We start from the raw sequence: 20,471 nt of genomic DNA on the forward strand, positions 1-20,471 counted from the left end.
CCCCCCCCCCCCCCCCCCCCCCCCCCCCCCCCCCCCCCCCCCCCCCCCCCCCCCCCCCCCCCCCCCCCCCCCCCCCCCCCCCCCCCCCCCCCCCGAAGCCGTAACCAAAACGAAGAACGACGCTCAGTGACCCTGCTCGTCCCGGCGCCGCTGCCAGCGGTCCTCGATGCGGTTCATCATCGAGCGCCGCTGCCGGGGATGGCGGCGTGCGGTGGCGCCCGCGCCGCCCGCGGAGCCCTGCTCTCCCGGCTTGGGAGCCTTACGCCATCCGGTGACCGCCAGCACCGCACAGCCGAGCATGACGAGGAAGCCCACCACGCTGATCCAGATCTGCTGCGCGACCATTCCGGTCATCAGCAGCGCGATACCCACCAGGAAGCCCGCGACCGCTTGGTAGACCCGTCGCCGGGTGTACGTACGCAGCCCGCTTCCCTCAAGCGCTGTCGCGAACTTGGGATCTTCGGCGTACAGCGCTCGCTCCATTTGCTCGAGCATGCGCTGCTCGTGCTCCGAGAGCGGCACGGAGTCCTCCTACTCGTCGGTCGCGGGGGGCGACCGGGTGCGACCCTTTCAGGATAGGCAGGGAATCGCCCCCGTGAAACCCGCCCCTCTGCGCCAATTCACTGTCCGGGCCGCTGCGGCGGCCGGTGGTGATGCTGCCTGCATTCCCCACCCGCCTATCCGTCATGCCGGAACGTCGTACCCCGATCATACGGGGCGAAGGGGCTGATCGGGTGGCCTGTGGCCGACCGCACGCGGTGGCCGTGCGGCCGGTGGGGTCAGTCGCGCTCGGCGAGGACGTGGAGCTGGGTGGCGACGGCGTGGAAGGCGGGCTGTTCGGCGGCCGCCGCCTCCAGCTTCAGGAGTGCCTCCATGGCGCCCGGCTCGGTGTCCACGAGCACGCCGGGGACCAGGTCGGCGAAGACCCGCACGCCGTGCACCGCGCCGACCTGGAGTCCGGTGGCCGCGACCAGGCCGGTGAGCTGCTCGGCGGTGAAGCGGCGCGGTACCGGGTCGCCCTCGCCCCAGCGTCCGGCCGGGTCGGTGAGGGCGTGCCGGGCCTCGTTGAAGTGGCCGGCCAGGGCGCGGGCGAGGACGGCGCCGCCCAGGCCGGCGGCGAGCAGGCTGAGGGTGCCGGCCGGGCGCAGGGCCGCGACAGCGTTGCGGACGCCCTCGGCCGGGTCGTCGACGTACTCCAGCACGCCGTGGCACAGCACGGCGTCATAGCCGCCGCGCTCGACAACGTCGAAGAGGCCGTGCGCGTCGCCCTGGACGGCGTGCACCCGGTCGGCGACGCCCGCCTCGGCGGCGCGGCGCTCCAGGGCGAAGAGGGCGTTGGGGCTGGGGTCGACGACCGTGACGCGGTGGCCGAGGCGGGCCACCGGCACGGCGAAGTTGCCGGTGCCCCCACCGGTGTCGAGGACGTCCAGGGCGTCGCGCCCGGCGGCCTTGACCCGGCGCTCCAGGGAGTCCTTGAGGACCTCCCAGACCACGGCGGTACGAAGGGATGCGCGGGGGCGCAGCGGGTCAGACACGGCGGGTGGCTCCTCGGCGGGGGCATGAACATCTAGGCGCCCACCACCCTATTGCGTTCCGCGCGCTCCGCCCGCTGCGGCGCCGCCCGCACCGTCGCGCCGCGTGCGGGAGGCAGCCGTCAGCCTCTTTCCACCCCCTCCTCTCCCCCGCTCCCCCCTGCTCCGTGGGGCCGCCCCGCTCCCCTCAGCCCGCCCGCTGCGGCGGGAGGGAGGGCTGGAGGAGCAGCATCCGCTCGACCAGGCGCAGGAACATGGCGGCGTCGCGCAGCAGATCGTCGGCGTCGCGGCTGTCGGCCGCGCCGGCTATGCCCGCCTCGGCCTTGGCCCGGCGGTCCGCGCCGGCGGCGAACAGCGCGCTCCATTCGGCGAGTTCGGGAGCGACCTCGGGGAGCACCTCCCACGCGCTGCGGATGGCCGGCCGCCGGCCCCGCCGCGGGGTGGTGCCGTGCCCGCCGCGCACGGCGGCTTCCGGTCCGCCGCGGGCGGCGAGGACGGCGGCGGCGGTACGCAGCGCGGCCAGATGGGCGGTGGCGTACCGTTCGTTGGGGACCTGCAGGGCGCGCGCTTCGTCGAGGCCGTGCTGGGCCTTGGTCAGCAGATCGAGGGCGGCGGGTGGCGCCGCCGTCCTCCGCAGGACGGGGTGGACATCGCTCGGGGGACCGTACGCAGCGGAGCTGTCCTTCGCGGGACGAGCTGCCATGACGAACCTCCAGTCGTCGCATGCCGGTTCGGGACCGTATGACCCCCATCGTGGGGCACACCACTGACAATCGGCGTTGACCTGCTCTTTCGTCGGAAAGGGGACGGATTCCCAACAACCCCTTGCGGAGAGGGGGGTGGGGTGCTGCATACTTTTTGAACTGACCAGTCAGTTCAAGGAGGGGATCGTGGACAGCACCCCGCACGGGGCGGCGGTCACGGCCGCGGGATTCGGCCTCAAGGGCCCCCGCGGATGGGCGTTCCAGGACATCGACCTCACCGCCGCACCCGGCTCGTTGATCGCCGTGCAGGGCCCGTCGGGTTCGGGCCGCACCTGCCTGCTGCTCGCGCTCACCGGCCGGATGAAGACCGCCGCGGGCACCGCCGAGGTCGGCGGTCTGCCGCTGCCCAGGAAGCGGGCCGCGGTCCGGGCCGTCACCGCACTCGCCCACGTACCCGGAGTCGCCGAACTCGATGCCGCGCTGACCGTGGGCGAGCACCTTCGCGAACGCGCCCTGCTCCAGGGCCGGTTCGGCGGCTCGCCGCGGGCGCTGCTGCGGCCCCGGCGGGAGCGCAGGGCCGCCGCCCAGGCCCGGGTGGACGACGCGCTGGCCGCCGCCGGACTCGACCTCGACTCGCTGCCCAAAGGGATCCGCACGTCCGTGCGCGACCTGGAGAGGCTGGAGGCGCTGCGGCTGTCCGTGGCGCTCGCGCTGATCGGCCGGCCCCGGCTGCTGGGCGTGGACGACACCGACCTGAAACTGTCCGACGGGGAGCGGGCCGCGGCCTGGGCGATGCTGCGCGGCCTCGCGGCGGCCGGCACGACGGTGATCGCGGTGTGCAGCGAGCCGCCGGAGGACGACGCGGACGTGGTGCTGGTACGGACCACCGGCCCCGGACGGGCCGACCCGGACGCCGACGCGGACCCGGACGCGAACCCGGACACAGACTCCGACACGGACACGGACACGGACACGGACACGGACACGGACCCGGGCCCGGGCCCTGACGCAGCTTCCGACTCGGACACGGACGCGGGCCCGGACTCCGACTCGGGCGACACGGACCCGGACGACGCGCGGGACGCGCACGACCAGGACGCCCACGCCGCCCGCCCACCCCACGACGACAAGGAGACGGCCACCGATGCGTTCGCCGAAACTGGCCGCGCTTGAGCTGAAGCGGTTCGGCAGGGGCAAGCTGCCGCGCGCCGCGCTGGTCGCCCTGCTGCTCCTGCCGCTGCTGTACGGCGCGCTGTATCTGTGGTCCTTCTGGGACCCCTACGGCCGGCTGGACAAGATCCCGGTCGCGCTGGTCAACGAGGACACCGGCGCCGACGTCGGCGGCAAGCGGATAGCGGCGGGCGACAGCATCGTCGCCGGGCTGCGTGACAGCCACACCTTCGACTGGCGCCCGGTGGACGCGGGGGACGCGCGCCGCGGCGTCGAGGACGGCTCGTACTACCTCTCGCTGTCCATCCCCCGGGACTTCAGCGAGCGGATCGCCTCCAGCTCCGGGGACCACCCCGAGACGGGCGCCCTGAAGGTGCGCACGAACGACGCGAACAACTACATCGTCGGACAGATCTCCCGGACGGTGTTCTCCGAGGTGCGCGCCGCGGCCTCCAAGAAGGCCGCGCGGACCTTCCTCGACAAGATCTTCGTGTCCTTCTCCACCTTGCACGGCAAGACGGAGCAGGCCGCGGACGGCGCCGACCGGCTCAAGGACGGCATCGGCAGGGCCAAGGACGGCACCGGGAAACTGGCCGACGGCCTGGGCACCGCCAAGAACGGCAGCGGCGCCCTCCGCACGGGCCTGGGCGACCTCGACGCGGGCGCCGGCCGCCTGTCCCAGGGCAGCTCCGAACTCGCCCGGGGCGCCGGCAAGGCGGCCGACGGCTCGCGCCAAGTGGCCGATGGCTCGGCGCGGGTGGCCCAAGGCACCCAGCAGCTCGCCGACACCGTCAACGGCGTCGCGGGCAAGGTGGGGCCCTTCGTCCGGGCCCACGGCAAGGAGATCGGCGAGGCGGCGCAGCTCGTCGCGGACGGTTCGCAGGCGGTCCGCGACCACCTGGACAAGCTGCCCGCGGCGGCCTCCACCGGGGCCAGGCTCTCCCGTGGCCTGTCGGACCACCTGAGCGCGTACTACCGGCTGCGCTGTGAGAGCGCGGTCAGTCTCGACACCTCCTGTGCCGAACTGAAGAGGATCAAGGAGCGGGCGGCCACCGCGGCGGACAAGGCCGAGGAGGTCAGCGGCTACGTCCACGACCAGGAGAACCTCGACCGGCTCGGCCGGGACCTGGACACCCTGCACTCCCTGGCCACCGAACTGGCGCGGCGCGGGCCGACCCTGGGCGCGGACCTGGACGCCGCCGTCAAGAAGGTCAACGCGCTGAACGACGGCGCGCACCAGGTCTCCGCGGGCGCGCGCAAACTGGCCGCGGGCAATGCCCGACTGGCCGCCGGCGCCGACAAGCTCGACGACGGGGCGCACACGCTGCACGACGGCACCGGCCGGGCGGCGGCCGGCGCCGGCGACCTCGACGCGGGGGTGGGCAAGCTCAAGGACGGCGCTCTGACGCTCGACGGCGGGATGTTCAAGCTCTCCGACGGCTCGCGCCAACTGGCCGGCGGGCTGCACGACGGCGCGAAGAAGATCCCCGACTACGGCAAGAAGGACCGCGACGCGCGCACCCTGGTGATGTCCGACCCGGTGGGGCTGGCGTCGGACGCCGCCCACAAGGCGCCGAACTACGGCACCGGCTTCGCCCCGTACTTCATCCCGTTGTCCCTGTGGGTCGGCGCGATGGTGGCGTACATGCTGATCGCGCCGCTGAACCGCAGGGCGCTGTCGATGGGCGCCGCCTCTTGGCGGGTGGCGATGGCCGGATGGCTGCCGGTGTTCGGCATCGGGGTGCTCCAGAGCGCGGCCCTGATGTCCGTGCTGCACTTCGGGCTCGGCCTTCAGATGGCCCGGGCGGCCGGCACGGTCGGCTTCCTCGTCCTGGTCACGGCGTGCTTCTCGGCGATCGTGCAGTGGCTGAACGCCCAGTTCGGCCCGGCCGGCCGGATCCTGGTCCTGGCGCTGCTGATGCTCCAGTTGACCTCGGCGGGCGGCACGTATCCGGTGCAGACCAGCCCGGGCTTCTTCGGCGCCATCCACCCCTATCTGCCGATGAGTTACATCGTGGAGGGGCTGCGCCGGCTCATCACGGGCGGCGGCCTGGAACCCGTATGGCAGGGCAGTGCGGTACTGCTGGCGTTCACCGCCGGGGCACTGGTGCTGACGTCCCTGACGGCGCGCGGCCGCCAGGTGGTGCGGATGAAGGACCTGCATCCGGAGCTGAGCCTGTGAGCGGGCGCGCACCGGGGACCGGCACAATCGCCCCCATGGACAGCTCCAATACACGCCGCGACGCCACCCGGCGCAAACTCTTCGAGGCCGCGGTCACGCTCATCGCCGAACAGGGCTTCTCCTCCACCACGGTGGACGAGATCGCCGAACGGGCGGGCGTCGCGAAGGGCACCGTCTACTACAACTTCGCGAGCAAGAACGTGCTCTTCGAGGAGCTGCTGCGGCACGGCATCGAGCTGCTGGCGACCTCGTTGCAGGCGGCGGCCGAGGAGGTGGCCGACCGGGGCGGCACCCGGATCGACGCGCTGGACGCGATGATCCGGGCCGGCCTGGACTTCATCTCCCGCTATCCGGCGCTCACCCAGCTCTACGTCGCCGAACTGTGGCGCACCAACCGTGCCTGGCAGTCGACCTTGATGGTGGTGCGGGAGCGGGCCATCACGGTGGTGGAGGACGTCTTGCGGGAGGCGGTGGCCGGTGGGGAGCTGAGCGAGGAGATCGACATCCCGCTGACCGCGTCGGCGCTGTTCGGGATGGTGCTGGTGGCCGCGCTGGACTGGCAGTCCTACCAGCCGGACCGGTCGATCGACGAGGTGCACGCCTCGCTGTCGCGGCTGCTCCAGGGGCGGGTCAGCGGCCGGCCGGCGTAGGCCCGGCCGGCGGAGACCCGGCCGGCGGAGACCGGCGGACGGCGTCTTCCGCGCGCGAACCGGAAAAAGCGCGCTGTCCTGGCACGGATCGTTCCCCCATCGATCCGACCAGGACAGCGCTTCCCCCGTGCTCCCCCGTGGAGCCCCCGTGCTCCCCCGTGTTCCCCCGTGTTCCCCCGTCACGGCCGGGAGCCGCGCCGCTCCGCCGCCCCGTGTCGGCGGTGCGGCGCCGCTTCCCTGCCGTGGTCCCCACTCTTCCGTCCGGGCGCCCCGAGGCCCATCCGCGTACCTACTCATCTCGGCGTCTGAGTACGGATACTCACAGCTAGGCACCCGGCCCCAGCGCCGGGCCCGTGCTGACGTACCGCCCGTTGCGGGCGTTGTCAGTGGCCCCGGTTAAAGTCGCTGGCATGGCACGGATTGCGGTGATCGGCGCCGGCATGGGCGCGATGGCGGCCGCTGCCCGGCTGGCCGTCGCGGGCCACCGGGTGGCGGTGTACGAGCGCGGCGCGACGCACGGCGGCGCGCTGCGGCGGTTCGAGCGGGACGGCTTCGCCTTCGACACCGGCCCCGGTCTGCTGCATCTGCCGGCCGTCTACCGCGACCTGTTCGTCAAGACCGGCCGCGAGCCGCTGGAGAGCCGCGTCGAGCTGACGCAGGTCGACCCCGCGAGCCGCCATGTCTTCGCCGACGGCACCGCCGTCCCGCTGCCGAACGCCTCGCGGGCGGGCGTGATCGCGGCCCTGGACGGCGCGCTGGGCGCCGGCGCGGGCGAGCGGTGGAGCGAGTTCGTGGTCCGTGCCCGCGAGGCGTGGGACGCCACCCGCCGGCCGCTCCTGGAGGAGCCACTGCGGCCGGACTGGCCGGTGCTGGGCCGCGACCCGTATCCGGCGGTGCGCAGGCGCGGGTTGTTCCGCCGGGGCAAGGGGCCGACGACCGCCACCCTGGCGGAGGTGGCGCGCCGGGAGCTGGCGGACCCCCGCCTCGTCGCGCTCCTGGAGAGCCATGCGCTGGCGTACGGCTTCGATCCGCGGGAGGTCCCGGCGAGCGCGGCCGTGCTGCCGTACATGGAGGAGACCTTCGGTAGCTGGTATCCCCGCGGCGGTATGCGGGCGCTGGCCGACGCGGTGTTCGAGCGCTGCGTGGAGCGGAAGGTGGAGTTCGCCTTCGGCGCGGAGGTGACCGGGATCGTCGAGAAGGACGGCCGGGCGGCGGGTGTCGAGCTGGCCGACGGGCGGGTGGCCGAGGCGGACACCGTCGTGGCCGGGGTGTCCCCCGCCCGTCTGGAGCCGATGCTGCGGGGCGGTTCGCCGTGGGCGGCGGACGACGCGCGTCCGGGGGTCTCCGCGCCTGCCCGGCTGACGGTCCTGCTCGCGCTGCGGGGCGCGCGCCCCGAGGGCGCCGCGCACCGGACGGTCGTCCACGCCCCCGACCGCCCCGCCGAGCTGGCCGCGATCTTCGGCCCGCGGGCGGGCGCGCGCCCGTCGTTCGCGACCCCGACGGTGACGGTACTGCGCCCGGACGACCCCGCGTCCCGGCCCGACGAGGCCCACGAGGCGGTCACGCTGACGGCCACGGTCGCGGCCCCGGGCCCGGCCGGAGAGGCGCCCGCCGAGGACGTCGAGGCGTTCGCCGACCGCATGGTGGAGAGGGCCGAGGCGGCCGTGCCGGAGCTGCGTGAGCGGACGCTGTGGCGGGAGGTGGTGCCGCCGTCGCCGGACGCGCTGGTGCCCGGCCCGGCGCTGGCCGGGGCGGGGGGCCGCTTCCTGCGCCCGGCCAACCGGACCCGCGTACCGGGGCTCTACGCCGTCGGCGGCTGGTCCCACCCGGGCGGCGGGCCGGCGCACGCCGGGATGTCCGGGGCGATCGTCGCGGGCCTGATCGTCAACGGCAACGACTGGCGCGGCTCGACCTGAGACGCGCGCCGGGCCACCGCCGGGCCGGCGGTCGGTGGCTCAGTGGCGCGCCAGCAGTCGGTGGCCCGGTAACGGTGGCTCAGTAGCGGTGGCTCAATAGCGGTACTGCTGCTCGTCGTACCCCTGCTGCTGGTACGGCGGGTAGGGCGCCTGCTCGGGCGGGAGTTCGCCGTCGCGCTGCTGCGGGACCCAGACGCCGCCGGGCGGGGTCTCGCCGTAGCCGGCGGCCGGGTTGGCCGGGTTCTGCCCCAGCGGCTGCCCCTGGCCGTCGGCGGGGCCGCTGCCGTACTGCTGCGGGTATTCCGCCTGCCCGTAAGGGTCGTAGGGGGCGGCGTACTGCTGGGTGCCGAGGTAGGGGTCGGAGTAGGGCGGCTGTCCGCCCTGGCCGTCGCCGTAGGGGGCATACGGGTCGGCGTAGCCGTCCTGGGGCGCGGCGGCGGGCTGGTCGTAGCCGGTGCCGTAGCCGTAACCGTCGCTGTTCCCGCCGCCGGTGGCGTTGCCGTAGGCGTCGTTGCCGGTGGCGTTGCCGTAGGCGTCGTAGCCCGGGTAGCCGGTTTCGGGGGTGCGGGCGTCGGGGCTGTAGATGCCGTACTGGCCGGTCTCGTCGGGCAGCGGCTGAGGGGCGTAGACGGCGGTGGCGTCCGCTCCCGCGTAGTCCTGGCCGCCGAAGCCCGGCTGCGCCGCGTAGGCGCCCTGCTGGCCCTGGTAGGTGTCCTGGTAAGCGTTCTGGTAGGTGTCCTGGTAAGCGTCCTGGTAGGTGTCCTGGCCGCCGTAGCCGCCGCCCGGGCCGTAACCGCCCTGCCCGGCGCCCGCGTCGTAGGAGCCCTGGCCGGCGTAGGCGTCCTGGCCGGTGAAGGCGCGGCCCTCGTCACCCTGGGTGTCGAAGCCCGAGTAGCCGTCCGGTCCGCCCACCGTGCCCCGGCCCCCGCCGTCGGCGGGCGGACCCGCCTCCAGGTCGGAGACCTGCAGGGTCGGCTCGGCGGCGGGCGCGCCGGCGGAGCGGGCCCGGCGCCGCCGGCTCGCTCCCGGCTTGCCGCCGATCGCCCAGCCGGTCGAGAAGCCGCGCCGGAAGGACAGCGTCACGTTCGTCTGCCCGATGGCGAAGGCGAGCGCGCCCACGCCGATCACGATCACCGAGGGGATGATGACGCCGAGCACGACGCCGAGGAAACCGGCGAAGGCGAGCAGCCGCCAGCGCAGCCGGGCCTTGTACTGGAGCAGTACCTCACCGAGCAGCCACAGCGCGACGAGGCCGAACGCGATGTAGAGGACCGTCCAGCCCATATACGCCCCTCTTCCGCCGCTTTCCGGCCACCGTCATCAAGCCCGCTGGTGCAGACCGAGATTCTCGTAGATCTCCAAGGTCGCCGTGGAGTGGTTCAGGGTAATGAAGTGCAACCCGGGAACGTCCTCGGCCATCAAGCGCGCACACAGTTCCGTCGCGTACTCGATGCCAATGGAGCGTACAGCCGCCGGGTCGTCCTTGACGGCGAGGATGCGCTCGGCCAGCTCGGGCGGGAAGGCGGCGTTGCTCAACTGCGCGAAGCGCTCGATCTGCCGCACGTTCGTGACCGGCATGATCTCGGGAATGATCGGCGTCGAGCACCCCGCGGCCGCGACCCGGTCCCGCAGCCGGAAGTAGTCCTCGGGGTAGAAGAACATCTGGGTGATGGCGAAGTCCGCGCCGGCCCGGCACTTGTCGACGAAGTGCGCGACGTCGGAGTCCCAGTCCCGGGAGCGGGGGTGCATCTCGGGGAAGGCGGCGACGCCCACGCAGAAGTCGCCGGATTCCTTGATCAGCCGGACCAGGTCGGCGGCGTACGCCACGCCCTGGGGGTGCGGCACCCACTCGCCCATCGGGTCGCCGGGCGGGTCACCGCGCAGCGCGAGCATGTTGCGGATACCGGCGTCGGCGTACTGCCCGATGATGTTGCGCAGGTCGGCCGTGGAGTGGTTGACCGCCGTCAGGTGGGCCACCGGCGTCAGGGTGGTGTCGGTCGCGATCCGCTCGGTCGCGCGCACCGTGCCTTCGCGGGAGGTGCCGCCCGCGCCGTACGTCACGGAGACGAAGGTCGGGGAGACGGCCTCGATCCGGCGGATGGCGTTCCACAGGGTCCGCTCACCCTTCTCGGTCTTCGGGGCGGCGAACTCGAACGAATACGACTGCTTGCCGGAAGCCAGCAGATCGCGCACGGTACGTGCGCGATCAGTCCTGGTGGAAGCTGTACCTAGGGCCATACGGGCAGGTTAACCACCGGTCGGTCACACACCAACAGGCACCGGCGTTATGCCTGGTTAGCCGGTTTCATGTCCACTGGTTGGACATCTCCCGGCCACCGGACCGGCCGAAAAGCACCAAAGAGGACGGGCCGCGGAGGTGCCCGGGACGGACCTCAGGCGTCCCAGGAGCGGACCCGCTTGGCCAGCGCGGCGGCCGCCGCACCGGGGTCGTCGGCCTCGGTGAGGGCACGGACCACCACGATCCGCCGGGCGCCGGCCTCAAGGACCTCGTCCAGATTCCCGGCGTCGATCCCGCCGATCGCGAACCAGGGGCGCCGGGGGGCGAGCGCGGCGGTGTAGCGGACCAGGTCGAGGCCGGGGGCGTGCCGGCCCGGCTTGGTCGGGGTCGGCCAGCAGGGTCCGGTGCAGAAGTAGTCCACGCCCGGCTCGGCGACCGCGGCGTCCACCTCCGCCTCGGCGTGCGTGGAGCGGCCCATGAGGACCTCTTCGCCCAGAAGGGCGCGGGCGGCCGGCACCGGCAGGTCGCCCTGTCCCAGGTGCAGCACCTGGGCGCCGCTCGCGTGGGCGACGTCCGCGCGGTCGTTGACGGACAGCAGCTTGCCGTGCCGCCGGCAGGCGTCCGCGAAGACCTCCAGGTGGGCGAGCTCCTCGGCCGCCTCCATGCCCTTGTCGCGCAACTGGACGATGTCCACGCCCGAGGAGAGCACCGCGTCGAGGAACTGCGGCAGGTCGCCCTGCCGCTTGCGGGCGTCGGTGCACAGGTAGAGCCGGGCGTCGGACAGGGCCGCTCGTGCGGTGGTCATCGGGCTGCTTCCCCCCAGGTCGGGGGCGTACGGGACGGTCCTTCCGGCCCGTACGCCCCTGAAGGTGCGGTGATGGATGCGGGTGTGGTTACGGATGAGCGCGCGGGCGCCCCGGGCGGATCAGACGGCGAGCGCCTGAGCCCGGCGCTTCACCTCCGTGCCGCGGTTCTCGCGCAGTGCCTGCGCCGGCGTGCCGGGCAGGCTGTCATCCGGAGTGAAGAGCCACTCCAGCATTTCCTCGTCGGCGAAGCCGTCGTCGCGCAGAAGGGTCAGGGTGCCGGCGAGGCCCTTGACGACCTTGCCGTCCTTGATGAAATCGGCCGGCACGTGCAGTGCCCTGTTCTCGCCGCGGCGCACCGCGATGAGCTGGCCCTCCTTGACCAACTGCCGGACCCGCGTCACCTCGACGCCGAACTCTTCGGCGATGTCGGGGAGGGTGAGCCAGGCGGGGACGAGTCCATCGATGTTTGCGTCAATCTCGGTCACGGGACAAGCCTGCCACCTCCCGCTGACAGCCGGTAGCCGGGCCTCGCCATCAGGGGCCGCCAGTACCCCGGCGGGTGACGCCGCGCCACCCGGACCAGGGATCACACCAACGCCGACTTCAGCGGAACGGACGCGTCCGCGGCCCGTTCGCGGTCCAGGCGGGCGCCCCGCTCGATGAGCTTGCGGCCCTGGGCGAGGTCCCGCGGCCGTCCGACGGCCAGCAGCGCGACCAGGACACCGTCGCGCAGCCACAGCACCGACCAGGCGGCGCCGGCCGGGTCGCCGCGCCAGACCAGCTCGTCCGCGCCCGGATGGTGGCCGGCGTACTGCACGAACCGGCCGAACTGCTCGGACCAGAAGTACGGCACCGGGTCGTAGACCAGCCCCGGCGCGTCGCCGCGGGTGATGTTCTCGGCGACCGTACGGGGGCCCTGGAGGGCGTTGTCCCAGTGGTGGATCAGCAGCCGGCGGCCGTAGCGGGCGGAGGGGAAGGAGGCGCAGTCGCCGACGGCGTAGACGTCGGGTGCCGAGGTGCGCAGGAGTTCGTCGGCCAGCACCGAGCCGTCCTCGGGTGAGAGGGCGACGCCCGAGCCGGCCAGCCAGCCGGTCGCGGGCCGGGCACCGATCCCGACGACGACGGCGTCGGCGGGCAGCGTCGCGCCGTCCGCGAGGGTGACCGCGCCGGGCGCGACGGACTCGACCCGGGCGCCGGTGCGCAGGGCCGCTCCGGCGTCGGCGTACCAGCCGGTCAGGTGGGCGGCGACCTCGGCGGGCAGCGCCCCGGCCAGCGGGCGGTCGGCGGCTTCGACGACGGTGACCGAGCAGCCCGCCTCGCGCGCGGCGGTCGCGAACTCGGCGCCGATCCAGCCGGCCCCGACGACCACGATCTCGTGCCGGGCGGCGAGCACCGGCCGCAGCCGCAGGGCGTCGTCCAGGGTGCGCAGCAGGTGGACACCGGGCAGGCCCTGGGTGCCGGGCAGCAGGACCGGGTCCGCGCCGGTCGCGAGGACGGCGATGTCGTAGGGCACCGGGCCCTCGGCGGTGTCGACCACATGCTCGGCGGGCCTGAGGGCGGTGACCCGCCGGCCGAGGTGGAGGTCGATGCCGAGGGCGGCGAAGTCGATGTCGAGGGCGGAGCCCTCGGCCTTGCCCAGCAGCACCGCCTTGGACAGCGGGGGGCGGTCGTAGGGCGGGTGGGGCTCGTCGCCGAGGAGCGTGATCGCGCCGCGCCAGCCTTGTTCGCGCAGGGCGACGGCGGTCTGCACACCCGCGATTCCCGCGCCGACGATCACGACGCGCGGCGTGCGGTCAGGGGCCTGGGAGGACGTGCTCTGCTCGCTCACCCGATCACTCTAAGACGGGGTGTCTCGCCGCTCGCAGCACCGCGCGAGGAGATCTCTGACACAGCGTCACGGTCGGTCACGGGGTTCGGCGCCGCTTCCGGGAGGCCGGGAACGGTCTCCGGGCGCTCCCTTACGGGGCGTCGCGGGCCCGTATTAGGGTGACGGCTACACGCACTCGCGGGAGCCCGGACGCACCGGGCTGAGAGGGAGGCTGACCGGCCTCCGACCGTCCGAACCTGATCCGGGTCATGCCGGCGAAGGGAGGGGCTGGACGCCCATGCATCCACCTGCCACAACAGCGGCACCATCGGCTCGTACGGCACATCCGACACCCGCGACGGGGCACCCTGACGTCCTCGTCATCGGGGGCGGCGTCATCGGCCTGGTCACGGCCTGGCGGGCGGCCGGCCGCGGCTTGACCGTCGCCCTAGCCGACCCCGACCCCGGCGGCGGTGCGGCCCGGGTCGCGGCCGGCATGCTGGCCGCCGTCACCGAGCTGCACTACGGCGAGGAGATGCTGCTCGGCCTCAACCTGGCCTCGGCGGACCGCTATCCGCGGTTCGCGGCGGAGCTTCAGGAGGCGTCCGGGCAGTCGCTCGGCTACCGGCGGTGCGGCACCCTCGCGGTGGCGCTGGACGCCGACGACCGCGCCCACCTGCGGGAACTGCACGCCTTGCAGACCCGGTCGGGGCTGGACTCGCAGTGGCTGACGGGGCGCGAGTGCCGCCGTCTGGAGCCGATGCTGGCGCCGGGGGTGCGCGGCGGGCTGCGCGTCGACGGCGACCACCAGGTCGATCCGCGCCGCCTGGCGAGCGCCCTGCTGACCGCCTGCGAACGGGCCGGGGTGGTCTTCCACCGGAGCCGCGCGGAGCGGCTGACGGTCAGCGGCGGGCGCGCGGCGGGCGTCGTGCTCGCCGACGGCACGCGGCTGCCGGCCGGCCAGGTGGTGCTGGCCGCGGGCAGCTCCAGCGGGCGGCTGGCCGGCGTGCCCGAGGAGGTGCTGCCGCCGGTGCGCCCGGTCAAGGGGCAGGTGCTGCGGCTGCGGATGCCCGTCCCGCCGGCCGGCGGGGCGCCGTTCCTGTCGCGCACCGTACGGGCCGTGGTCCGCGGCGGCCCGCTGTATCTGGTGCCCCGGGAGACCGGCGAGCTGGTCGTCGGCGCCACCAGCGAGGAGCTGGGCTGGGACACCACCGTCACCGCCGGCGGCGTCTACGAGCTGCTGCGCGACGCCCACGAGCTGGTGCCCGGCATCACCGAGCTGCCGCTCGTCGAGACGTCCGCCGGGCTGCGCCCCACCTCCCCCGACAACGCGCCGCTGCTGGGCCCGAGCGCGCTGCCCGGCCTGCATCTGGCCACCGGCCACTTCCGTAACGGGATCCTGCTGACGCCCGTGACCGGCGACGCGATGGCCGAGCTGCTGGTCACCGGAACGCTGCCCGAAGAGGCCCGCCCCTTCTCCCCCGCGCGCTTCGCCGCCACCGCCCCGGAGCCGAAGCGCCCCCGCGCCCTGGAGGACCAGACCGTATGAGTGCCCTCACGCCCGCCCCCGCCGTCTCGGTGTCCGTCAACGGCGAGCCCCGCGAGATCCCCCGCGGGCTCACCCTCGACCGGCTCGTGGCGACCCTGACCCGGGCGCCGCGGGGGGTCGCCGCCGCGGTCAACGAGACCGTCGTGCCGCGCACCCGGTGGCCCGCCACCGCGCTCCGCGACGGCGACCGCGTCGAAGTGCTCACCGCGGTGCAGGGAGGCTGATCCGAGATGGCCGATGATCCCCTCGTCCTCGCCGGCACCACCTTCCGGTCCCGTCTGATCATGGGCACCGGCGGCGCGCCCAGCCTCGACGTCCTGGAGCGCGCGCTGGTCGCCTCCGGTACGGAGCTGACGACGGTCGCCATGCGGCGGCTGGATCCGACCGTGCAGGGATCGGTGCTCTCCGTCCTGCGGCGGCACGACATCGCGGTGCTGCCGAACACCGCGGGCTGCTTCACCGCCGGTGAGGCGGTGCTCACCGCCCGCCTCGCCCGGGAGGCGCTGGGCACGGACTGGGTCAAGCTGGAGGTGGTCGCCGACGAGCGAACTCTGCTGCCCGATCCGATCGAGCTGCTGGATGCCGCCGAGACCCTGGTGGACGACGGCTTCACGGTGCTGCCGTACACCAACGACGATCCGGTGCTGGCCCGCAAGCTGGAGGACGTGGGTTGCGCGGCGATCATGCCGCTGGGCTCGCCGATCGGCTCGGGCCTGGGCATCCGCAATCCGCACAACTTCCAACTGATCACCGAGCGGGCCGGTGTGCCGGTCGTGCTGGACGCGGGGGCGGGCACCGCCTCGGACGCGGCCCTGGCCATGGAGCTGGGCTGTGCGGCGGTCATGCTGGCGTCCGCGGTGACCCGCGCCCAGGAACCGGAGCTGATGGCGGAGGCGATGCGGCACGCCGTCGAGGGCGGCCGGCTGGCGTACCGCGCGGGCCGCATCCCGCGCCGTCACTTCGCGCGGGCGTCCTCGCCCACGGACGGGGTGGCGGAGCTGGACCCGGAGCGGCCGGCCTTCTGAGGGGGCGGGCAGGTCGCCCACGGCCCGTCTCCGGCCCGGCCCGGTGGCGGCCGGCGCGGGTCGTCCTTCCTGTCACCGTTCGGCTCCAGTACGGCCCGGACGCCCGCCGCGGCGTTCGGGCCACCGCCGGGAGATCGTAGACTCCTCTGCCGTGGACACGACCCTTCAGGATCCGCTCGTAGGCCAACTGATCGACGGCCGCTACCGCGTCGAGGCACGCATCGCCGCCGGGGGCATGGCGACGGTCTACCGGGCGATGGACACCCGGCTCGACCGTGTGCTCGCCCTGAAGGTGATGCATCCGGCGCTGGTCACGGACCAGGCGTTCGTCGAGCGCTTCATCCGCGAGGCCAAGTCCGTCGCGCGCCTGTCGCACCCGAATGTGGTGGGCGTCTTCGACCAGGGCAGCGACGGCGCTTGCGTCTATCTGGCGATGGAGTACGTCGCGGGGTGCACGCTGCGCGACGTCCTGCGCGAGCGGGGCGCGCTCCAGCCGCGGGCCGCGCTGGACATCCTGGAGCCGATCCTCGCGGCCCTCGGGGCGGCGCACCGCGCGGGCCTGGTGCACCGCGACATGAAGCCGGAGAACGTGCTGATCGGCGACGACGGCCGGGTCAAGGTCGCCGACTTCGGCCTGGTGCGCACGGTGGGCACCCACACCACCGCCTCCACCGGCTCCCTCCTGGGCACCGTCTCCTACCTCGCCCCCGAGCAGATCGAGCACGGCACGGCCGACGCCCGGGTCGATGTCTACGCCTGCGGTGTGGTCCTCTACGAGATGCTGACCGGCGGCAAACCGCACACCGGCGGCTCCGCGGCCCAGGTGCTCTACCAGCATCTGCACGAGGACGTGCGGCCGCCGTCGGAGCTGGTGCCGGGGCTGGCGCCGCAGTTGGACGCGCTGGTGGCGCTGGCCAGCGCCCGCGATCCCCGGGAGCGCCCGCAGGACGCGGTGGCGATGCTGGCCCGGTCCCGCACCGCCCGCGCGGAACTGACCGACGAGCAGCTCGATGTGGTGCCGCCGCAGGCGAAGGAGCCGTCCGAGGCCGGCTCCGGGAGCGCGGCGGGCGGGGACGGCGAGCGCACGGATGTGCTGCCGCGGGCCGGCGGCGGACTCCCGCTGCCGGCGGCCGCCGGCGAGGGAGAGCTCAATCGCACCAGCCGGCTGGAGGTACCGCCGGCGGACGCGGCGCCGCCCTCGGACCGGACCACCCGGCTGCGTCCGGCGCCCGCCGCCGGGGCGCCCCGCCGCGGCCTCCTCGGACGCAACAGGCTGCTCACCGTCGTCGCGGCCGTCCTGCTGCTGCTCGGCGTCGGCACGGGCGTGTGGTACATCAACTCCGGCCAGTTCACGACCGTCCCGGCGGTGCTGGACATGACGCAGGCCAAGGCCGAGAAGACGCTCCGGGACGCGGGGCTGCGGTTCAAGGTGGTGCGGCGGTTCAGCCCGAACGTGGAGCGCGGCCATGTGATGGCCACGGATCCCGCGACCGGCAAGCGGATCCGCGGCACCGGCACGGTCACCCTCACCCTCTCCCGCGGGCCCGAGATCGTCACGGTCCCGGATCTGGCCGGCACCCCCGCCGCGGACGCCCGGCGCAAACTGCGCGACCTCGGGCTGACATTGGGCGCCGAGCGGCGGGACTTCGACGACGAGGTCGCCAAGGGGTCGGTGATCCGTACGGACCCGGCGGCGGGCAGCCGGCGCCACCCGGACACGGCGGTGGCCCTCACGATCAGCCGCGGCGCCGAGGTGGCGGCGCCGGACGTCGTCGGCGACGACCGGGCGGACGCCGTCGAGACGCTGCGCGAGGCGGGCCTGAAGGTGAGGTTCGCCGACCGGCCGGTGCACTCCCCGGAGGACAAGGGCGCCATCGCGCGGCAGTCACCCGGTGCGGGCGAGAAGCTGGGCACCGGTGAGACGGTCACCCTCACGCTCTCCCGGGGACCGGAGATGGTCACGGTGCCGGACGTCACCGGCGAGAACGTCGAGGACGCCAAGCGGGAGCTGACCGCTCTCGGCTTCGCCGTCGAGGTCAAGAAGCCGTTGCTGTTCCCCCAGGACACGGTCGAGAGCCAGTCGGTCGAGGGCGGCGAGGAGGCCGAGAAGGGCTCCACCATCACGATCAAGCTCGACGGGGCGCTGTAGCCGCGCGCACCGCGGCCTTCGGGCCCGGTGCCGCGCGGCCGCTGTCCGGCGGCCGCGCGGCACCTGGCACCCTTGTGGGGTGAGCACTCCCCCCTCCCTTCCCCGCGCCCGTACCCGCAACCCGGTCGGCGGCCATGTGCCGGTGGCCGGCGGCCTGGCCCGGACCGGCCTTCCCTACGCCCGCGAGATCGGCGGCGAGGCGGTGCAGGTCTTCGTGGCCAACCCCCGTGGCTGGGCGACGCCGGCCGGCAGCCCGGCTCAGGACGAGGCGTTCCGGGCGGCCTGCGCGCAGGAGCGGATCCCGGCGTACGTGCACGCGCCCTATCTGATCAACTTCGGCTCGCACACCGAGGCGACGGTGGACAGGTCCGTCGAGTCGCTGCGGCACTCGCTGGTCCGCGCCCGGGAGATCGGCGCGCTCGGCGTCGTCGTCCACACCGGCTCGGCGACCGGCGGGCGGCCGCGCGAGCAGGCGCTGGCGCAGGTCAGGGAGCGGATGCGGCCGCTGCTCGACGAGCTGACGCGGGACGACGACCCCTGGCTGCTGCTGGAGTCGACGGCCGGCCAGGGGGCGTCCCTGTGTTCGCTGGCGGAGGACTTCGGCCCGTACTTCGACGCCCTGGACCGGCACCCGAAGCTGGGCGTCTGCCTGGACACCTGCCACGTCTTCGCGGCCGGGCACGACCTGGCGGCGCCGGGTGGCACCAAGGCGATGCTGGACGAGCTGGTGGACGTGGTGGGCGAGGGCCGGCTGAAGCTGATCCACGCCAACGACTCCAAGGACGTGGTGGGCGCGCACAAGGACCGGCACGCCGGCATCGGCGCCGGACACATCGGCCTGGAGCCGTTCGGCGCGCTGTTCACCCACCCGGCGACCGCCGGCGTTCCCCTGGTCATCGAGACGCCGGGCGGCAAGGAAGGGCACGCGGCGGATGTGGCCCGCCTCAAGGAGCTGCGCGGGTAGTTCTCAGAGTTCCGGGCCGTCGCCCGGCTCCTCCTGGTAGGAGTACCGCTGCTCGCGCCACGGGTCGCCGAGGTTGTGGTAGCCGCGCTCCTCCCAGAAGCCGCGGCGGTCCGCCGTCATGTACTCGATGCCGCGGACCCACTTGGGGCCCTTCCAGGCGTACAGATGCGGGACGATCAGCCGGACCGGGAATCCGTGTTCGGCGGTGAGCAGTTCGCCGGAGCGGTGGGTGGCGAAGAGGCACCTGTCCGCGGCGAAATCCGCCAGACGCAAATTCGAACTGAATCCGTACTCGGCCCACACCATGACGTGGGTGACATCGGGCGCGGGCGGCGCGAGCTCCAGGATGGTCTGCGTACGCACCCCGCCCCATTCGGCGCCGAGCATGCTGAATTTCGTCACGCAGTGCATATCCGAGACGACCGTGGTGTACGGCAGGGCCGTGAATTCCTCGTGCGTCCAGCAGTGCTTACCGCCGTCGGCGGTCGCACCGAAGGCGCGGAACTCCCAGCGCTCGGGGCGGAACTTCGGCACCGGCCCGTAATGCGTCACCGGCCAACCCCGCTGCAGGCGTTGCCCCGGAGGTAGCTGGGAATGCTCCTCTTCGCGGCTTTCCGGCTGACCCATGCCCTCCATGTTGTCAGACCGGAAGGGGTGCCGATGACCAGGGCGGCAGGGATTCGGGCAACTCATACTAAGCGTGCACTTACTGGACGAGCGCCTTCGCGCGGTGCAAGGATCACGGCACCTGCCCAGTTCTCGCGCGGAAGGAGCCCGCTGCCATGCAGGGCGACCCAGAGGTCATTGAATTCCTCAACGAGCAGCTGACTGCCGAGCTGACCGCGATCAATCAGTACTTCCTGCACGCCAAGATGCAGGAGAACTTCGGCTGGACGAAGCTGGCGAAGTACACCCGCAGCGAGTCGTTCGACGAGATGAAGCACGCGGAACTCCTGACGGACCGCATTCTCTTCCTCGACGGCCTGCCGAACTATCAGCGGCTCTTCCACGTGCGGATCGGCCAGACCGTCACGGAGATGTTCCAGGCGGACCGGCAGGTCGAGGTCGAGGCCATCGACCGGCTCAAGCGCGGTATCGAGGTCATGCGCACCAAGGGCGACATCACCTCGGCGAACATCTTCGAGGACATCCTCGCGGACGAGGAGCACCACATCGACTATCTCGACACCCAGCTCGAGCTGGTCGAGAAGCTCGGGGAGGCGCTCTACATCGCCCAACTGATCGAGCAGCCGAGCTGAGCCGGGGAGATGCTCACCCGCCGGCCGGTCGCCGTGCGCCCGGTGCGGGCTAGGCGGCCTCCGGGAGCGCCGCGGGCACCGCTTCGGCCACCTCCGCGACCAGCGGCTCGGCAGCGCCACCGTCGATGAGTTCGCGCCGGGGGCAGGCGCCACGGCCCAGCAGCGCCTGGATGCGGCGGACGCAGCCACCGCAGTCGGTGCCGGCCTTGCAAGCGGAGGCGATCTGGCGGGGCGTGCAGGCGCCCGTATCCGCGTGGTCGCGGACCTGCTGCTCGGTGATGCCGAAGCAAGAGCAGACGAACACGCGGGTCACCCCCGAAGAGACGGACTCATCGATCTGGCTGATCTTGAGTGAGGTTACCCTTACCTTACCCGTACCTCGGATGCCGCACAACGCTGTGGGGGGGGGGGGGGGGGGGTTGGGGGGGAAGGGGGGGGGGGGGGGGGGGGGGGGGGGGGAGGGAGGGGGGGGGGGGAGGGGGGGGGGGGGGGGGGGGGGAGGGCGGGGGGGGGGGGGGA

At 73.7% G+C, this 20,471-nt stretch carries 20 protein-coding genes and 1 riboswitch; of the genes, 10 read left to right on the top strand and 10 right to left on the bottom strand.

Features of this window, described 5'->3' with window-relative positions:
- Positions 1-123 precede the first annotated feature (123 nt).
- The 3 genes from ACZ45Z_RS32120 to ACZ45Z_RS32130 all read right to left on the bottom strand — a co-directional run bounded on the left by ACZ45Z_RS32120 (position 124) and on the right by ACZ45Z_RS32130 (position 2,235).
- Positions 124-522, bottom strand: coding sequence for a DUF3040 domain-containing protein (locus ACZ45Z_RS32120; RefSeq protein WP_468370046.1), 399 nt, complete (start codon positions 520-522; stop codon positions 124-126).
- 257 nt (positions 523-779) lie between these two features.
- Positions 780-1,535 carry a methyltransferase gene (locus ACZ45Z_RS32125; RefSeq protein ID WP_468370049.1) on the bottom strand — a complete coding sequence of 252 codons (756 nt, stop codon included), beginning with the start codon at positions 1,533-1,535 and terminating at the stop codon, positions 780-782.
- 184 nt (positions 1,536-1,719) lie between these two features.
- On the bottom strand, positions 1,720-2,235 hold the full coding sequence (locus ACZ45Z_RS32130; protein WP_468370052.1) for an SAV_6107 family HEPN domain-containing protein: 516 nt from the start codon (positions 2,233-2,235) through the stop codon (positions 1,720-1,722).
- 187 nt (positions 2,236-2,422) lie between these two features.
- Here ACZ45Z_RS32130 and ACZ45Z_RS32135 point away from each other — a divergent pair, with 187 nt between their 5' ends.
- The 4 genes from ACZ45Z_RS32135 (at position 2,423) to ACZ45Z_RS32150 (ending at position 8,154) form a co-directional block, all read left to right on the top strand.
- Positions 2,423-3,409 (top strand): ATP-binding cassette domain-containing protein, encoded by a 987-nt coding sequence (locus ACZ45Z_RS32135; RefSeq protein WP_468370055.1) that lies wholly within the window; start codon positions 2,423-2,425, stop codon positions 3,407-3,409.
- Entirely contained in the window at positions 3,381-5,588 is a 2,208-nt protein-coding gene (locus ACZ45Z_RS32140; protein WP_468370058.1) for a YhgE/Pip family protein, read from the top strand. Before ACZ45Z_RS32135 ends, ACZ45Z_RS32140 begins: the two co-directional genes overlap by 29 nt.
- Positions 5,589-5,623: 35 nt before the next feature.
- Positions 5,624-6,238 carry a TetR/AcrR family transcriptional regulator gene (locus tag ACZ45Z_RS32145; protein WP_468370061.1) on the top strand — a complete coding sequence of 205 codons (615 nt, stop codon included), beginning with the start codon at positions 5,624-5,626 and terminating at the stop codon, positions 6,236-6,238.
- Between the two features lie 410 nt (positions 6,239-6,648).
- Entirely contained in the window at positions 6,649-8,154 is a 1,506-nt protein-coding gene (locus ACZ45Z_RS32150; RefSeq protein ID WP_468370064.1) for a phytoene desaturase family protein, read from the top strand.
- 93 nt (positions 8,155-8,247) lie between these two features.
- On the opposite strand, the gene ACZ45Z_RS32155 is transcribed toward ACZ45Z_RS32150, so the two are convergent.
- The 5 genes from ACZ45Z_RS32155 to ACZ45Z_RS32175 form a co-directional block, all read right to left on the bottom strand.
- Positions 8,248-9,438 carry a hypothetical protein gene (locus ACZ45Z_RS32155; RefSeq protein ID WP_468370067.1) on the bottom strand — a complete coding sequence of 397 codons (1,191 nt, stop codon included), beginning with the start codon at positions 9,436-9,438 and terminating at the stop codon, positions 8,248-8,250.
- A gap of 36 nt (positions 9,439-9,474) precedes the next feature.
- Positions 9,475-10,392 carry a methylenetetrahydrofolate reductase [NAD(P)H] gene (gene metF, locus ACZ45Z_RS32160; RefSeq protein WP_468370070.1) on the bottom strand — a complete coding sequence of 306 codons (918 nt, stop codon included), beginning with the start codon at positions 10,390-10,392 and terminating at the stop codon, positions 9,475-9,477.
- Between the two features lie 155 nt (positions 10,393-10,547).
- Positions 10,548-11,198 carry a thiamine phosphate synthase gene (gene thiE / locus ACZ45Z_RS32165; RefSeq protein ID WP_468370073.1) on the bottom strand — a complete coding sequence of 217 codons (651 nt, stop codon included), beginning with the start codon at positions 11,196-11,198 and terminating at the stop codon, positions 10,548-10,550.
- Positions 11,199-11,318: 120 nt separating this feature from the next.
- Positions 11,319-11,684, bottom strand: coding sequence for an Rv2175c family DNA-binding protein (locus ACZ45Z_RS32170; protein WP_468370077.1), 366 nt, complete (start codon positions 11,682-11,684; stop codon positions 11,319-11,321).
- Positions 11,685-11,785: 101 nt separating this feature from the next.
- Positions 11,786-13,027 carry an NAD(P)/FAD-dependent oxidoreductase gene (locus tag ACZ45Z_RS32175; RefSeq protein ID WP_468370080.1) on the bottom strand — a complete coding sequence of 414 codons (1,242 nt, stop codon included), beginning with the start codon at positions 13,025-13,027 and terminating at the stop codon, positions 11,786-11,788.
- Positions 13,028-13,194: 167 nt separating this feature from the next.
- Positions 13,195-13,307: riboswitch (TPP riboswitch) on the top strand.
- Between ACZ45Z_RS32175 and thiO the strand changes: the two genes are divergently transcribed.
- From thiO to ACZ45Z_RS32200, 5 genes are all read left to right on the top strand, one after another.
- Positions 13,305-14,555 carry a glycine oxidase ThiO gene (thiO, locus tag ACZ45Z_RS32180; RefSeq protein WP_468370083.1) on the top strand — a complete coding sequence of 417 codons (1,251 nt, stop codon included), beginning with the start codon at positions 13,305-13,307 and terminating at the stop codon, positions 14,553-14,555. It overlaps the preceding riboswitch by 3 nt.
- Complete coding sequence (gene thiS, locus ACZ45Z_RS32185; RefSeq protein ID WP_468370087.1) at positions 14,552-14,779, top strand: sulfur carrier protein ThiS; 228 nt, start codon at positions 14,552-14,554, stop codon at positions 14,777-14,779. Before thiO ends, thiS begins: the two co-directional genes overlap by 4 nt.
- Positions 14,780-14,785: 6 nt before the next feature.
- Positions 14,786-15,580, top strand: a complete 795-nt coding sequence (locus ACZ45Z_RS32190; RefSeq protein ID WP_468370090.1) for a thiazole synthase — start codon at positions 14,786-14,788, stop codon at positions 15,578-15,580.
- A gap of 151 nt (positions 15,581-15,731) precedes the next feature.
- Positions 15,732-17,729 (top strand): Stk1 family PASTA domain-containing Ser/Thr kinase, encoded by a 1,998-nt coding sequence (gene pknB, locus ACZ45Z_RS32195; protein ID WP_468370093.1) that lies wholly within the window; start codon positions 15,732-15,734, stop codon positions 17,727-17,729.
- A 79-nt stretch (positions 17,730-17,808) separates the two neighbouring features.
- Positions 17,809-18,693 carry a deoxyribonuclease IV gene (locus tag ACZ45Z_RS32200; RefSeq protein WP_468370096.1) on the top strand — a complete coding sequence of 295 codons (885 nt, stop codon included), beginning with the start codon at positions 17,809-17,811 and terminating at the stop codon, positions 18,691-18,693.
- 3 nt (positions 18,694-18,696) lie between these two features.
- On the opposite strand, the gene ACZ45Z_RS32205 is transcribed toward ACZ45Z_RS32200, so the two are convergent.
- Positions 18,697-19,329, bottom strand: coding sequence for a sulfite oxidase-like oxidoreductase (locus ACZ45Z_RS32205; RefSeq protein ID WP_468370098.1), 633 nt, complete (start codon positions 19,327-19,329; stop codon positions 18,697-18,699).
- Positions 19,330-19,475: 146 nt separating this feature from the next.
- Between ACZ45Z_RS32205 and bfr the strand changes: the two genes are divergently transcribed.
- Positions 19,476-19,952, top strand: coding sequence for a bacterioferritin (bfr, locus tag ACZ45Z_RS32210; protein ID WP_468370100.1), 477 nt, complete (start codon positions 19,476-19,478; stop codon positions 19,950-19,952).
- A 49-nt stretch (positions 19,953-20,001) separates the two neighbouring features.
- Here the strand turns inward: bfr and ACZ45Z_RS32215 are convergent, their stop codons facing one another.
- Entirely contained in the window at positions 20,002-20,256 is a 255-nt protein-coding gene (locus ACZ45Z_RS32215) for a (2Fe-2S)-binding protein (protein WP_468370103.1), read from the bottom strand.
- Between the last annotated feature and the right edge of the window lie 215 nt (positions 20,257-20,471).

This window comes from Streptomyces sp. NPDC031210, assembly GCF_055570395.1.